The 14,407-nt window shown below is 74.0% G+C and carries 12 protein-coding genes; 9 read left to right on the top strand and 3 right to left on the bottom strand.

The features are described 5' to 3' along the window. The first annotated feature begins 9 nt into the window (after positions 1 to 9). Positions 10 to 543 (top strand): DUF4232 domain-containing protein, encoded by a 534-nt coding sequence (locus ACF08W_RS00670; protein ID WP_392277931.1) that lies wholly within the window; start codon positions 10 to 12, stop codon positions 541 to 543. Positions 544 to 561: 18 nt separating this feature from the next. On the opposite strand, the gene ACF08W_RS00665 is transcribed toward ACF08W_RS00670, so the two are convergent. Next, positions 562 to 1,833, bottom strand: a complete 1,272-nt coding sequence (locus tag ACF08W_RS00665; protein ID WP_392277930.1) for a cytochrome P450 — start codon at positions 1,831 to 1,833, stop codon at positions 562 to 564. Continuing rightward, the gene (locus ACF08W_RS00660) at positions 1,830 to 3,143 is read right to left on the bottom strand and encodes a cytochrome P450 (RefSeq protein ID WP_385208860.1); all 1,314 of its coding nucleotides are present in this window, start codon (positions 3,141 to 3,143) and stop codon (positions 1,830 to 1,832) included. Before ACF08W_RS00660 ends, ACF08W_RS00665 begins: the two co-directional genes overlap by 4 nt. Positions 3,144 to 3,426: 283 nt before the next feature. Between ACF08W_RS00660 and ACF08W_RS00655 the strand changes: the two genes are divergently transcribed. After that, on the top strand, positions 3,427 to 4,239 hold the full coding sequence (locus ACF08W_RS00655) for an SAM-dependent methyltransferase (protein ID WP_392277929.1): 813 nt from the start codon (positions 3,427 to 3,429) through the stop codon (positions 4,237 to 4,239). 126 nt (positions 4,240 to 4,365) lie between these two features. After that, positions 4,366 to 6,153, top strand: a complete 1,788-nt coding sequence (locus ACF08W_RS00650; RefSeq protein ID WP_392277928.1) for a hypothetical protein — start codon at positions 4,366 to 4,368, stop codon at positions 6,151 to 6,153. A gap of 22 nt (positions 6,154 to 6,175) precedes the next feature. Here the strand turns inward: ACF08W_RS00650 and ACF08W_RS00645 are convergent, their stop codons facing one another. Further along, positions 6,176 to 8,293, bottom strand: coding sequence for a tetratricopeptide repeat protein (locus tag ACF08W_RS00645; protein WP_392277927.1), 2,118 nt, complete (start codon positions 8,291 to 8,293; stop codon positions 6,176 to 6,178). 339 nt (positions 8,294 to 8,632) lie between these two features. On the opposite strand from ACF08W_RS00645, the gene sph reads away from it, so the two are divergent. The 6 genes from sph to ACF08W_RS00615 all read left to right on the top strand — a co-directional run bounded on the left by sph (position 8,633) and on the right by ACF08W_RS00615 (position 14,378). Continuing rightward, entirely contained in the window at positions 8,633 to 9,613 is a 981-nt protein-coding gene (gene sph / locus ACF08W_RS00640) for a sphingomyelin phosphodiesterase (RefSeq protein WP_392277926.1), read from the top strand. Between the two features lie 52 nt (positions 9,614 to 9,665). Next, positions 9,666 to 10,397 (top strand): response regulator transcription factor, encoded by a 732-nt coding sequence (locus tag ACF08W_RS00635; protein ID WP_392277925.1) that lies wholly within the window; start codon positions 9,666 to 9,668, stop codon positions 10,395 to 10,397. After that, entirely contained in the window at positions 10,387 to 12,375 is a 1,989-nt protein-coding gene (locus tag ACF08W_RS00630) for a sensor histidine kinase (RefSeq protein ID WP_392277924.1), read from the top strand. Before ACF08W_RS00635 ends, ACF08W_RS00630 begins: the two co-directional genes overlap by 11 nt. A gap of 101 nt (positions 12,376 to 12,476) precedes the next feature. Next, complete coding sequence (locus tag ACF08W_RS00625) at positions 12,477 to 12,923, top strand: hypothetical protein (protein WP_385208845.1); 447 nt, start codon at positions 12,477 to 12,479, stop codon at positions 12,921 to 12,923. 106 nt (positions 12,924 to 13,029) lie between these two features. Further along, complete coding sequence (locus ACF08W_RS00620; protein WP_392277923.1) at positions 13,030 to 13,677, top strand: class F sortase; 648 nt, start codon at positions 13,030 to 13,032, stop codon at positions 13,675 to 13,677. 209 nt (positions 13,678 to 13,886) lie between these two features. After that, on the top strand, positions 13,887 to 14,378 hold the full coding sequence (locus ACF08W_RS00615) for a hypothetical protein (RefSeq protein WP_352274796.1): 492 nt from the start codon (positions 13,887 to 13,889) through the stop codon (positions 14,376 to 14,378). Positions 14,379 to 14,407: the final 29 nt, after the last annotated feature.

Here is a 14,407-nt window from a genome sequence, read left to right as displayed (position 1 = left end):
AGAACCACCATGCGCCTCCGCTCCGCACTCACGCCCGCCCTCTGCGCCGCGGCCGCCCTGGCCCTGACCGGCACCGCGGCGGCGGCCGCCGCCGGATCCGCGTCCACCGCGACCGCCGCCCCCGCGACCTGCCGGGAGAAGAACCTCGACGTACGCGCCGCGCCCGGCGGACAGCGGAACGTCGCCCGGATCAGCGTCACCAACACCGGTGAGGGGTCCTGCACGGTGGACCGCATCCCCACGATCACCTTCCGCGGACTGGACGGCTCCGCCCTGCCCGTACCGCCTTCCGAGAGCGGCCCGTACGTGCTGTCCGGCGGCGAGCGGGCCTACGCCGCCGTGCGCACCGCGGACCCTTCGGCCACCGAGGGCCGGGTCGTCGGCAGCCTGTCCGTCGCGGCGGACCCCTCCCACTACGGCGTGACCTTCGGCGGGGCGGCCGTGGGCATGCCCCGGGGCGTCCATGTGTGGGAGCCGGTCACCACGCTGTGGCAGGAGTCGGCCGCCGCGGCGGACCGTGCGCTGGGGAACGCGCCGAACTGACCCCGGGAGGCCCCGGGCTCAGCCGTTCAGCAGGACGGGGAAGGCGGCCATGTCGTTCTGCGTCATGACCGGAAGCTTGGTCACGTCCTCGTCCGGGACGGCGGCGCGCAGCTTGGGGAAGCGGGCGAACAGCGCGGGCAGGGCGATCTGCGCCTCGACCCTGGAGAGCGCGGCACCGGGGCAGATGTGCGGACCGTGGCCGAAGGTCATGTGCCGGATCGGGGCCGGGCGTCCGCAGTCGAAGGCGTCGGCGTCCGCTCCGTGCTGCTCGGTGTCGCGGCCGATCGCCCGGTAGGAGATGACGACCCCCTCGCCCCGGGGGATCGTGACGTCGCCGACCTGGATGTCCTCGGTCGCGAACCGCATCAGCAGATGGGTGGTGGGCGTGTCCCAGCGCAGCGTCTCCTCGATCACGTTCTCCCAGGAGATCTCCCCGTCGAGGACCCGGCGCAGCTGGTCGGGGTGGGTGAGCAGGGCGCGTACGGCGTTGAGGACGAGCCCGATGGTGGTCTCGTGCCCGGCGGCCACCATCGCCTTGAGGTTGCCGACGACCTCCTCCTCGGTGAGCGGTTCGCCGCCCTCATCGGCGAGGATCAGCGCACTGGTGAGGTCGTCGGCGGGGTGCGCGGTCCGCTCGCGTACGAGGGCGGTGTAGAAGACGTCCAGTTCGGCGAGGAGCGCGAGCCGTTCCTCCTGCGGGGTGAGCATCGAGAAGAACGCCTTGTAGCGGCTGAGCAGCATGGGGTGCTCGGCCTCGTCGACGCCCATCAGCATGCCGACGACCCGCATCGGCAGCGGCTGGGCGAAGACCGACTTGAGGTCGACCACTCCGTCCTCGCTCCGGGCGGCCTGTTCGGCGAGGGCGTCGAGGAGTTCCGCGGTGAACCTCTCGATGTCCGGACGGATCTCCTCCAGCCGGCGCGGGGTGAGCGCCTGGGAGGTCTTGCTGCGCAGCCGCCGGTGCTCGGCGCCGTCCACGGTGAACATGGACCGTCCGGCGTCGATCATGCCGATCAGGGGCCACTCGTGGGTGACCTCGCCGCGCCGCCAGAGGTCCCAGGCGTCGAGGTCCTTCACCAGGCGCGGGTCGACGAGCAGTTGGCGGGCGAGGGCGTGCCGGGTGACGGCGAGGGCCGGTACGCCGAGGAGTTCGATCCGGGCGAGCGGGCCCGCGTCACGCAGCCGGGCGGTCTCGCCGTCGAGGTCCTGGACGAGCGGGTCGATGACGACGGCACCGGTGGGGACGGCCACGGTGGTGCCGTTCGCGGCGGCGGCGTGCGGGCAGGTCACGGCAGGTCTCCTGTCGGGCGTACGGGGGCGAAGCTCACGGGCAGGGCGGTCATCCCGCGCAGGAAGGCGGACTGCCGCCGGACCAGTTCCGGCACCGGTACGGCCAGTTCCAGGTCGGGCAGGCGGTCGAGCAGCACCTCGATGCCGGTGCGGGCGATGATCTCGGCGATCTCCTGCGCGGGGAACGGGCAGCGGTACTCGCCGTGGCTGAAGGCCAGGTGGGCGCTGTTGCCGCTGCGGCCGGAGGGGCTCTGCGCGGTGGCGAGGTGCTGGCGGATGTGCGGATCGGAGTTGGCCGCGCCGAGGCCCAGCAGCAGCATGTCCCCGGCGCGGATGTTCCGGTCGGCGAGCCGGGTGTCGCGGGCGGCCCAGCGCCCGGCGAGGATCTGGGTCGGCGCCTCCTCCCAGAGCACCTCGTTCATGGCCTCGGCGACGCTGTGCCGGCCGCCGGTGAGCGCGACGGCGAACTGGTCGTCGGTGAGCATCAGCCTGAGCGAGTTGCCGATCCAGTCGGCCGTGGTGAGGTGGCCCGCGGCCGTGATGGCCATCAGGTCGAGGACGTACTCCTCGTCGGTGAACTCCCCGGCGTGGGCGAGCATGCGCGAGGTCACGTCGGTGCCGGGCGCGGCCCGGCGGGCCGCCAGCAGCCGCCCCATGTGCTCGCCGAACCGGAGATGGGCCTCCTGGGCGCCGGGGCCGCCGTCGGCCAGGTCCCGGAGCACCTCGGCGATCAGCGGGCCCTCGTCGTCGGGGAACCCGAGGAGCCGGGCGAGGACGAGCACGGGCAGCGGTACGGCGAAGTCGGCGATCAGGTCGGCGGTGCCCCGGTGGCAGAATCCGTCGACCAACCGGTCCGCCAACTCCTCGCACTGCGTGCGGAGTTCGAAGTGCTCGACCTCCTCCAGCGCCTGACCGACCATGGCGGCATGGCGCCGGTGCTCGGCGCCCGCGGTGAAGTAGATGGACGGCATCGGGCGGCCGACCATGGGCAGCAGCGGCCAGTCCTCGGGGATGTTCCCCCATTGGTTCCACAGTCCGACGTCCCGGGGGAACAACTCGCCGTCGGTGGTGACCTGGTGGAGTTCCCGGTAGCCGATGACCAGCCAGGCGGGGATCCCGCCGGGCAGTTCCACGGGCACGACGGGCCCGTGCTCGGCGCGCATCGCGCGGTAGACCTTGTGGGGTTCGGTGTGGAATCCGGGCCCGCTCAGCGGCACCCGGGACGCGTCGCCCCCCAGGGGACAGCGACCCGTGACGGGCGGCGGGAAGGCGGAAGGGTGTTCGGGCACCGCGGATGCGGGCGTCGTCATCGTACGGAATCTCCTGCAACGAGGGCTTCGCTCGGTCTGCGGTGGTCGGCCGATCAACGCGGCTTCACTATAAGGACGTTCAGTGACTCTTCGTATGCTGTTTCTGATCATTCCTTTTACTTCTTCGACCGGAGGCACCCCGAAAAACTCCCCCCACTCCCCGTCGGACCTCCCTTCCCGTAGGTGGAAATCGAAAGCCTGAACCTGTTCAGCTCTGCCGTTCCGTCGGGCGTAGGTTGTGCGGTGGACAGATTCCACCTCGGCCGAGAGACGGGCGATACCCATGACCGACCACACAGCGGTGTCCGGCCCCGAGCGGCAGAAGATCGACACATCGGTGCCGCACTCGGCCCGGATCTGGAACTACTGGCTGGGAGGCAAGGACAACTACCCGGTCGACGAGCAGGCCGGGGACGCGTACAGCGCCGTCTTCCCGGGCATCACCACCGTCGCCCGCAGCAGCCGGGCCTTCCTGGGCCGGGTGATCACCCATCTGGTCACGGAGGCGGGGATCCGGCAGTTCCTGGACATCGGCACCGGCCTGCCCACCGTGGACAACACCCACGAGGTGGCGCAGCGGCTCGCCCCGGAGGCGAGGATCGTCTACGCCGACCACGACCCGATGGTCCTCGCGCACGCCCGTGCCCTGCTCACCTCGACCCCCGAGGGCACGACCGCCTACGTCGACGCCGACCTCACCGACCCGGACCGCATCCTGTCGCTCGCCGCCGGGACACTGGACCTGTCCCGCCCCACCGCCCTCATTCTGAGCAACATCCTCGGCCACATCGCCGACCACGACCAGGCGCGCGCCATCGTCACCCGGCTGATGGACGCACTGCCCTCCGGCAGCTACCTGGCCGTCAACGACGGTTCGCGCGGCGTCGACGCCGATTACGAGCGGGCACAGGACGCCTACAACGAGACCGGGGCCATCCCCTACTTCCTGCGCCCCGTCGACCGGATCACGGCGTACTTCGACGGCTTGGAGCTACTGGACCCCGGCGTCGTGTCGGTCCCCTTCTGGCGACCGGACCCCGCCGCCCCCGCCGCCCGCCCGGTCGGCGAACACGGCGGCCTCGCCCGCAAGCCGTGACGCTCCCGGGCGGGCCGCCGTCCCCCTGCGGTGGCCCGGCCGCCGGATCTGCTGATTGACTGTCACGGCCGGACGAATGCCCGGAGGTCCGCCCGGCCGACCGGACGAAGGACGAGGAGCGTACGGATGGAACAGGGGCGGACCGGGTGGCTTCGCGTGCCGGTGGGGGACGACGCGGCACGGTGGGCGACCCGGAAGGAGTGTCTGCGGGTCCTCGTCGTCGTGCACAACGTGACCTCCGCGACCCGGCTGCTCGACGTACTGCCCCTGTTCGACGACGATCTGCGCGTCCAGCTACTGGCCACCTGCACGGGCTCCTCCGCCTTCACGGCCGGCACCGCCGAACTGCTGGCCGAAGTCGGAGTGCCGGTGCTGCCGTGGGAGCAGGCCCTCGGGACCGACGCGGACCTGGTGATCTCCGCCAGCTTCGGCGGCCGACTGGAGGCGTTCTCCGGGCGGTTGGCCATCCTCTCGCACGGCATTGGATACACTAAAAGGCTGGCAACACCGGACACCGGACACCGGACACCGGACACCGGACAGGGGTCGGGGTCGGCGCCCGCGCCGGTTTTCGGGCTCGCGCCGGCGTGGCTGCTCTCGGACCGGGGCGCGCCCCTCGCGGACGCGCTCGTGCTCTCCCACCCCGAACAACTCGACCGGCTGCGCGCCGCCTGTCCCGAGGCCGCGCCGACCGCGGTTCTCGCCGGTGACCCCTGCTACGACCGGATGCTCGCCGCCCGCCCGTACCGCGAGCGCTTCCGCCGCGCGTTCGGTGTCCGGCCGGGGCAGCGGCTCGTCCTGCTCAGCTCGACCTGGGGCGCCGCCTCCCTCCTCGGTGACGGCGACGATCTGGTCGCCGCCCTGCTGGGCCGGGTCGCCGACGAGTTCCCCGTGGACGAGTACCGGTTCGCGGCCGTGCTGCACCCCAACATCTGGCACGGACACGGCCCGGGGCAGATCCGCTCCTGGCTGGACCGCGCACGGCGCGCCGGGCTGACCCTGGTCGATCCGCTGCACGGCTGGCGGCAGGCCCTGCTGGCCGCCGACGCGGTGATCGGGGACCACGGCTCGGTCACCTACTACGCCGCCGCCCTCGGCATCCCCGTCCTGCTGGGCGCCACGCCGCTGGACGACCTCGATCCGGACGCGCCGATCTCCGCGTTCATGCGGGAGGCCCCCCGGCTCGACCCGGCCGCCCCGCTCGCCGCGCAGATCGACGGCATCGTGGACCGGCACCGCCCCCTGCCCGGGCCCGCCGAGTTCACCACCTCCGTGCCCGGCGAGTCCGCCGCCCGGCTCCGGCGGCTCTTCTACTCGATGATGGCGGTGCCCGAACCCGCCCGGCCCGCCTCCCTGGAGCCGCTCCCGCTGCCCGCCCTCGAGCCCGGGACGGCGACGGTGCCGCTGCGGGTCCGGTCGCGGGTGCTCGGACCGGGCGAGGTGGCGGTCCGCCGGTGGGCGGGCGACCGTTCGGCGGCCGGCCCCCGGGACGACGCGGAACTGCACATCGCCGTCCACGAGGACACCCGGGACGTGGGCCTGCTGGAGCTGGCGGACGTCGTCTTCCGGCACGGCACCCCCGACGATCCCCGCTTCGGCTCCCCGGAGCGGTGGACCGCCGAGGTACTCCGCCGCCTTCCGGGGTGCTCCCTGGCGGCCTTTGTGACGGGTCCGGCCACGTGCGTGGTGCGGGTGCGCGACGGGGAGCCCCTGTCCCTGGCGGCGGACGAACCCGGAGCGGACCCCGCCGCGTACGCCTCCGCCCTGCACGCCTGGCTGGCGGGCGGCGGCCACGGCCCGGCGGCGGAGCGGCGGCTCGCCCGGGTGGTGTCCGAGGGCCTCGTCGTGCGGACCGGTGACCGCGCCCACCGCGTACGGGTGGCGCCCGGCGGGTCCGGGCCCACCGGCCGCTGAGCCGGGCGCCCGGAGCGCGGCCTCAGCTCCCGGCGCAGCTCTCCCGCAGATGCCGGAGGTAGGCGAGCTGGTACGTGGCGTTCTGTCCGTCCAGCTCGGTGATCGCGGCGTCGATCAGCGGCAGTGCTGCCCCGGTGTCCGACTCGTCCAACCGGGTCTCGGCGAGATCCGTGAGTGTCCGGGCCGTGTTGTACGTGTCGCCGCTCGCCCGGAAGTCCCGCAACGCGGCCTCCAGCTTCTCCCGGGCGGCGGCCGTCTCACCGGAGACACGCAGCGCCCGCCCCCGGTGCCGTTCCAGCAGCGTCCGGGCCCGGGGCAGGTCGGCGACGCCGGGGTCCCCCTCACCGATCGTGTCCAGAACGGCGCCCGCCTCCTCGAAGCAGTCGTACGCCTCGCGGCCGCGCCACTCGCGCAGGCGCAGCAGCCCCAGGAACTCGACGGCCGAGGCGTGGCCCCGCTTGTGACCGGCCGCTTCCTCGGCCCTCGCCGCCGCCCGGGCCGCCGTCTCCGCCTCGCGCCAGCGCTTCAGCTCGGTCAGTGTGTGGGCCAGTTGTGCGTGGAGCGCGCCGGCGTCCGGGCTGTCGGGGTCCCGCTCGTCGGCGAGCCGCGCGCCCGTACGGAGTGTCGGCAGCAGCCTCTCGTGGTGACCTGCCTTGAGCTGGAGCGGCCACAGCGCTCGGCACAGGCGCACGGCGGTGTCCGGGTCGCCGGACTCCTCGGCGCAGCGCACCGCCTCCGTCAGGTTGCCGAGCTCCGCGAGGAGCACGCCGAGGGCGGCGCCCTCGTTCTCGTGGCGCGGCCCGGTGGCGGGCCCGGTCGGGGCGGGGACGCGCCAGCTCTTCGGGAGCGCCTGGTGGGCGGCGGACGCCGCGAGGTCGGCGTAGCCGCTCAGGGCCTTGGCCAGCGCCGCCGAGCAGGCCGCGATGCCGTCCTCCTCGATGGCGGTCGCCTCGGCGTGGACACGGACCCCCGGGCGGTAGTGGTAGCGGCCGTGGCCGGTGGCGTACTCCAGGAGCATCCGGTCGGCCAGCTCCTCCAGGAGGTCCGCCGTCCTCCCCGCGTCCAGACCGGTGGTCCGGGCGGCCGCGGCGGCGTCGAAGGCGGGCCAGGGACGCAGGGCCATCAGCCGGTACACCCGTGCGGCGTCCGGTGTCAGGAGCCGGTAGTTGTCCTCGGCGGCGGCCCGCACCGCGTCGCCGCCCGTCGTGGCGGGCCGGGGCGGGAGCGCGGAGGCGGTGAGCTGGTGGGCGGCGGCGCGCAGGGCGTACGGGGAGCCGCCGCACCGCTGGAGGAGCGAGGGCAGCGTGGCGCGGGCGGCTGCGACGGTGGACTTGTCGGTGAGGGCGGTGAGCAGGCGCTCGGCGTCCCGGTCCGGGAGCGGGCCGACGGGCACCCGTACGGCGTCGACGGAGGGGAAGGGCGTACGGGCGACCAGGATCGTGAAGACCCCGGGCGCCGGGGTGAGGAAGGGCCGCACCTGCGCGGCGGAGTACGCGTGGTCGAGCACGACCAGGAGCCCGAGGTCCGCCACCCGGTGGCGGAAGGCCTCGGCGAGGTCGTCGACTCCGGTCGGCATCTCCTCGTCCGGGACGCGGAGTTGGCGCAGGAGGGCGCGCAGCGCGCTGCCGACGTCGCGGCCGCCGCCCCGGGCGCCGAGGTCGGCGTAGAGGGTGCCGTCCGGGAAGAGGCGGTTCGGCTGCGCGCCGAAGTGCACGGCGAGGGCGCTGGACCCCATGCCGTCCGGGCCGTGCACCAGGGCGATGCGGGGCCGTCCGTCCGGGCGCCGGGACGCCTCCCGCTGGAGGTCGCGCAGAGCGTCCTTGCGGTCCGTGAAGAACCTGATGGAGGTGGGCAGGTCGGAGCGGACGGCGCCGGTCGGGGAGGGTGCGCGGCGCACCCGGGCGGCCAATGCGTTCCAGTGGACGGCGCGTCGCGGGTCGGCGCGGATCTGTTCGTGGAGCAGGCGGGCCAGGGCGTCCCGCTCCTCCGGGTTCGCCGGTGCGGATACCTCACGGCCGATGATTCTGAGCACGGCGCCACCGGTGGTCTCCCAGGCCCACTTCCCGGCCTCGCCGGCCATTCCCGAGCCGACCGCACCGAGCACAGCCGAGATCGCCGCCACCGACGTGGGGTCCAGCATGTCGCGCACTCCTCGTTCCCGGTGTTTGGCTCGGTCGCCCTCCCCGGCGCCGTCGCTGTCACCGTGCGGGTCACACGTTAGCGTCCGCAGGGCCGGACTCTCCCGGCTTCCCGCCGGTGCCGTCGGCGGTTCCTCGGCGGACCGGCCACGGAGCGCAACTCACCGGCCGCCGTTCCGGATTGGCTGCGGGCGACCGCCCCCGGGCGTTCGCCGGACGCCCCTGTGTCCGTCCGTTCCGGCAGCGGCCAGACCGGCGGCACCCGGTGTCTACCCATGGGTAACTGCCTTTGCTTTGATGGTCGGCGCCACCACCCGCCCTCTTCCCCATCAGGAGAAACCGTGCCGAACCCCGTGATCCGCCGTCTCTCCGGCACCGTTCTGGCCGGCGCGCTCGCCGCGGCGGCCCTGGCCGTCAACGCTCCGCAGGCCGCGGCGGCGGACACCCCGTCGCTGCGCGTCCTCACGTACAACACGTTCCTGATGAGCAAGAACCTCTATCCGAACTGGGGCCAGGACCACCGGGCGGCGGAGATCCCGAAGACGCCGTTCTTCCAGGGCAATGACGTCGTCGTGCTCCAGGAGGCGTTCGACAACTCCGCCTCGGACGCGCTGCTGCGCGCCGCCTCGGACCGGTACCCGTACCAGACGCCGGTGGTGGGCCGGAGCAGGAGCGGCTGGGACGCGACCGGCGGGGCGTACTCGGCGCTCACCCCGGAGGACGGCGGGGTGACGGTGCTGAGCAAGTGGCCGATCGTGCGCAAGGAGCAGTTCATCTACAAGGACGCCTGCGGCAGCGACAGTTGGTCGAACAAGGGGTTCGTCTACACCGAGCTGGACGTGAACGGCGTACGGGTCCACGTCGTTGGGACGCACACCCAGTCGACCGATTCCGGCTGCGGGGCGGGCGAGGCGGCCGCCAAGCGCGCCCTCCAGTTCCGGCAGATCGACGCCTTCCTCGACGCCAAGAACATACCGGCCTCCGAACAGGTCCTCGTGGCGGGCGACTTCAACGTCGACTCCCGCTCCGCCGAGTACCCGTCGATGCTCGCCGACGCCGGTCTGGTCGCCCCCGACGCCCGGACCGGGCACCCGTACTCCTTCGACACCCGGGACAACTCGATCGCCGCCGACCGCTACCCGGACGACCCGCGCGAGGACCTCGACCACGTGCTGCACCGCGCCGGGCACGTGCGTCCGGCCGGGTGGACCAACGACGTGGTCAAGGAGGAGAGCGCGCCCTGGACCGTGAGCAGCTGGGGCAAGAGCTACACGTACACCAACCTCTCCGACCACTACCCGCTGGTCGCCTCGGCGCGGTGACCCCCCCGGGCCCCGGCGGCCGGTGACGGGGCGGCCCTCTACGATCGTACGGATGTGCGCACATGTCATGGTCGCCGAGGACGACGAGAAGCAGGCCGAGCTCGTCCGCCGCTATCTCGAACACGAAGGCCACGCGGTCACGGTCGTCGGTGACGGGCTCGCGGCCCTCGCCGGGGTCCGGCACCGCGAGCCCGATCTGCTGGTGCTCGACGTGATGATGCCTCGGGCCGACGGTCTCGACGTGGTCCGGGTGCTGCGGGCCGAGCGGCGCGAACTGCCGGTGCTGATGCTGACGGCCCGGTCCACCGAGGACGACCTGCTGCTGGGGCTGGACCTCGGCGCGGACGACTACCTCACGAAGCCGTACAGCCCCCGCGAGCTGATGGCCCGGGTGCGGACCCTGCTGCGGCGCACCCGCCGGGTCGGGACCGGCGGCGTTCCCGTCCCCGGCGCGGATTCCGCGCTGCGGGTCGGGGAGCTGCTCGTCGACCCGGACCGGCACGAGGTCCGGGTCGGGGACCGGGCCGTGGACTGCACACCGGGCGAGTTCCGGATCCTGGCCGCCCTGGCGGCCGAACCCGACCGGGTCTTCACCCGGCAGCGGCTCCTGGAGGAGTTGCACGGCTTCGACCGGTACGTCAGCTTCCGCACGGTCGACGTGCACATCATGAACCTGCGCAAGAAGATCGAGCCCGCCCCGCGCCGCCCGATCCGGCTGCTGACGGTCTTCGGCGTCGGCTACAAGCTGACGGACCCGGCCAGGAGCACCCCCCGTGCGTCGTGAGCGGCGGCGGGCCCGACTGCCGTTGCGCCGGAGCCTGTTCGGCCGGCTGCTGACGGTGTCCGCGCTGGTGGCCGCGTGTTCGGTGGCGGCGACCGCGTGGATAGCCGTACAGACCACCTCCGGCGCCATCAAACAGGAGCAGGGCCAGAACCTGACGGCGGACGCCCGCATCTACAACACCCTGCTCGGGTACGCGGCGACCCATCCCACCTGGGACGGGGTCGGCGGCACGGTCCGCGAGCTGGCGCGGCAGTCCGGGCGGCGGATCGCGCTCACCACCCAGCGGCGGGTACCGCTCGCCGATTCCGCCGCCCCGTCCTCGCCGTCCGCGCTGCCGCCCCAGGTCTCGGCGATCGTCGATCCGCTGTCGGTGGACACCGCGCTGTCCCGGACCGTCGAGGGGACGGGCGGCACGGCCGGGGAAACCGGTGGCGCCGCGGCCGGGACGGCCGGGACCGCCGAGCGGGTCGACCCGAGGGCGGTCGGCCCGTTCCGCCTGCCCGCCGCCGAGCGTACGACCCTGCTGCGCACCGCCGAACGGTACGCGGCCTGCCTGAACCGGACCGGGGTCGCGGCGGACGTGGTCCGCGGCCCCAGCGGACGCCCCCGGGTGCAGCGGGTCGGCGGCGGCCCGGACCGGGCGGGGGACGACCGGTGCGGTTCCGAGGCGCTGGACACCCCGACCGCGACCGAACGGAAGGCGCTGGACGCGCTCGACGCCCTCGCCAACGCCTGTCTGAAGCGCCAGGACCGCTCCGTCATCCATCTCAACCCGGATCTTTCCTGGGACGACGGCGCCCGGCCCCGGGAGGCCGCGAGCACGGCCGCCCGTGCGGTCCCCTCCCCCGTGCCGACGGTGCGGACCGGCGAGGACGACCGGGCCACCGCCTCCTGCGTGGACACGGCGCGGCGGGAGCAGCTCAGCTCCTACGTCGCCTCGCCCGCGCTGCTGTTCATCGGCGCGGAGAACGGCACGACCGTTCCGGGTTTTGACCTCTCCCCCGCGAACACCGCGAAGATCGCGGGCGCGGCGGCGCTCGTCCTGGCGCTCACCGTCGGGGCCACCGTGCTCGCCGGCTCGCGGCTGGTACGGCCGCTGCACGCCCTGACCGGTGCGGCGCAGCGGATGCGGGACGGGGAGGACTCGGAACCGGTGCTGGTCAGGGACGACAACGAGATCGGGCGGCTCGCCGCCGCGTTCAACGACATGGCCGACCACCGGGCGCGGCTGGAGGCGCAGCGCAAGGACATGGTCAGCGATGTCGCCCATGAGCTGCGGACACCGCTGAGCAACATCCGGGGCTGGCTGGAGGCCGCGCAGGACGGCCTGGCGGAGCCGGACCCGGCGTTCATCGCCTCGCTGCACACGGAGGCCGTGCAGTTGCAGCACATCATCGACGACCTCCAGGACCTCGCCGCGGCGGACGCCGGCGCGCTGCGGCTGCACCCCGAGCCGGTGCGGGTCGAGGACGTGGTGGCACAGGTCGTCTCGGCGCACCAGGGGCGGGCCGAGACGGCGGGGGTCGCGCTCACCGCCGGGGTCGGCTCCCCCGGCATGCTGTGGGCCGATCCGGTCCGGCTGCGTCAGGCGATCGGCAACCTGGTCTCCAACGCGGTGCGCCACACCTCGCCCGGCGGGCGGGTCACCGTCCGCGCCCATGTGGACGGGGCGGACGGGGACGCCCCGGACGTGGTGATCGAGGTCGCGGACACCGGCAGTGGCATCCCGGCCGAGCATCTGCCGTACGTCTTCGACCGCTTCTGGCGGGCCGAGAAGTCGCGCAGCCGCCGCACCGGGGGCAGTGGGCTGGGGCTGGCGATCGTACGGAAACTCGTGGAGGGGCACGGCGGTTCGGTGGACGTGACCAGCGTCGAGGGGGAGGGCTCGGTGTTCACGCTCCGGCTGCCCGCCGACACCGGCGCCCCCATGCCGCCACCGCCCTCGACCGGGCCTGATGCGATGACCACAAGGATCTGACAGCTTCCTCACAACTCCACGCCAGCCTGTCGGCATGCCTCGCGCCCGGCGCCGAACGCGTACCGGGCAGCAACGAGGCCGACCTGGAATGGAGTCACCCCATGCCCCACCGTCTCCTGCGCACCGCCGTCCTCGCCGCCGTCGCGGCGGGCGCGGTGCTCGCCCCCTCCGCCGCGGCCTTCGCCGACAGCACGCCCAAGCCCGCCACCCCGTCGGTGGAGCCGTCCGCCGTCCCGTCGAAGGAACGGGCCCGGGCGGCGGCGGCCGAAGCGGCGGCCGGGCAGTCCGCGACCCCGTCGGCGATGCCCCGTGGCGGGGTCGCCGCGGGCGAGAGTCCGAGCCCGGTCCCGGCGAGGGACGCCGCCGCCGAGCCCACGGTCCGGGAGGGCGCCGCTCCGCGCGGCGGCGTCGACGCCGGTGAGCGCCCGGCCGGGACCTCCGGCGACAGCACTCCGGCGCTCGCCGGGTCGGCCGCCGGGGCGCTGCTGCTCGCAGGGGCCGGCACCTTCGTGCTGCGCCGCCGCTCGGCGGCCCGCCAGAACGGCTGACCGGCCCGGAACCCGTGTGTGGCGCCGCCCGTTCCCGGGCGGCGCCACCGTCGCTTCGCCGTCCAGCCCGTCCGCCCCGTCCGCCCCGTCCAGCCCTGGAGCGCCCATGCCCCGTACCCGCCCCCGTGTCCCGTCCCCGCTCCGGTGGATCGCGCCGCTGCTCGCCGCCCTGCTCCTGGCCGGCTGCTCCGCCGCTCCGGACGCCCCGTCCACCACACCGCCCCGGAACGGTACGGGGACGTCCGCCCCCGGCACCGGGCCGCGGACCGGCGCGGCGGAGAGCGGCACGCGGGCGGGCTCCCGTTCCCCGGCGGCCGCCCCCGTCCGCGTCGGCATCCCGTCGCTCGGGATCGACAGCGAGCTGATGCGCCTCGGGCTCAACCAGGACGGCACCGTCGAGGTCCCGCCCGCCGAGAAGGGCATGACGGCGGGCTGGTACACCGGGGGCGCCACACCCGGCGAGCCCGGCGCGGCCGTCATCATCGGGCACAACGACACCCGCTACGGCAAGGCCGTCTTCCACGACCTGCGGAGGATCGCCAAGGGGGCGGACATCACCGTCCGCGACGAGCACGGCGCGGAGCTCCGCTTCACGGTCACCGCCACCGAATCGGTGGCCAAGAAGGCGTTCCCGACCCAGAAGGTCTACGGCGCCACCCGCACCAGCACCCTGCGCCTGATCACCTGCGACGGCGCCTTCGACGCCCAGGGCCACCCGGTCGACAACCTCATCGTCTACGCGGACCGGAGCTGAGAACGCCGGGGCCGGGGCCGCCCGCTCCCGGCCCCGGCCCGCCACGCCCTCGGCCCGGAGGACACCATCCAGCCAATTCTTGACGCGCACCTGACATTTGACGGCGTTTCTGGGACCGTCCCTGGCACGCCCGTCCGTACCCCCGCCGCGCACGCGGACGAGGCGCCGCTCGTCCCCCACACCCATACGGACGCGGCACGAGGAGTGACATGAGGCTCACACCGAAAATCTCCTGCGTCACCGCCCTGACCGTCGCGGTCATCGCCGGCGCCGCCACCGCGGCGAGCGCCCTGGGCCCCCAGGCCTCGCAGGTGGACGGCAGCATCACGGCCGCGGGCTCCACCTGCACCTGGGCCAACGCCACCGCCAGCGCCGCCGCGCCCACCACGCTCACCATCGACCGCACCACCGTCAACAGCGGCGTGAGCTGCGGCGGCGGCGCGAGCGCCACCCTCAACAACAACCCGACGGTCACCTTCAACGACACGGCGGGCACCGCGACGTCCGACCTCATCGACATCACGGTGAAGCAGAGCATCATCTCGTGCAGCTACCGGGCGACGAACGTCGGCTGGTCCCGCGACGGTTCCACCCGCACCTACAAGAACCAGGCGTTCACCGCGTCGAAGAGCTCCGGCAGCTTCCTCTGCCCGGGATCGATCACCGCCGACCCCGGCTCCGCCTCGCTGAACTTCCACTGATCGCCGCATCCCCGCCCCACCGGCCGGGC

This window comes from Streptomyces sp. NPDC015144, from assembly GCF_043079735.1.
In the GTDB taxonomy this organism is placed as follows: Bacteria; Actinomycetota; Actinomycetes; order Streptomycetales; family Streptomycetaceae; genus Streptomyces.
Note: the sequence above shows the minus strand (reverse complement) of the source record. Positions and strands in the feature narration are given on the sequence as shown.

What these genes read in the sequence shown, in the direction of transcription:
- ACF08W_RS00615 (WP_352274796.1), top strand. Translation starts at nt 13,887, where the DNA reads ATGAGGCTCACACCGAAAATCTCCTGCGTCACCGCCCTGACCGTCGCG.
- ACF08W_RS00625 (WP_385208845.1), top strand. Translation starts at nt 12,477, where the DNA reads ATGCCCCACCGTCTCCTGCGCACCGCCGTCCTCGCCGCCGTCGCGGCG.
- ACF08W_RS00660 (WP_385208860.1), bottom strand. Translation starts at nt 3,143, where the DNA reads ATGACGACGCCCGCATCCGCGGTGCCCGAACACCCTTCCGCCTTCCCG.
- ACF08W_RS00655 (WP_392277929.1), top strand. Translation starts at nt 3,427, where the DNA reads ATGACCGACCACACAGCGGTGTCCGGCCCCGAGCGGCAGAAGATCGAC.
- ACF08W_RS00635 (WP_392277925.1), top strand. Translation starts at nt 9,666, where the DNA reads ATGTGCGCACATGTCATGGTCGCCGAGGACGACGAGAAGCAGGCCGAG.
- ACF08W_RS00670 (WP_392277931.1), top strand. Translation starts at nt 10, where the DNA reads ATGCGCCTCCGCTCCGCACTCACGCCCGCCCTCTGCGCCGCGGCCGCC.
- ACF08W_RS00620 (WP_392277923.1), top strand. Translation starts at nt 13,030, where the DNA reads ATGCCCCGTACCCGCCCCCGTGTCCCGTCCCCGCTCCGGTGGATCGCG.
- ACF08W_RS00645 (WP_392277927.1), bottom strand. Translation starts at nt 8,293, where the DNA reads ATGCTGGACCCCACGTCGGTGGCGGCGATCTCGGCTGTGCTCGGTGCG.
- ACF08W_RS00650 (WP_392277928.1), top strand. Translation starts at nt 4,366, where the DNA reads ATGGAACAGGGGCGGACCGGGTGGCTTCGCGTGCCGGTGGGGGACGAC.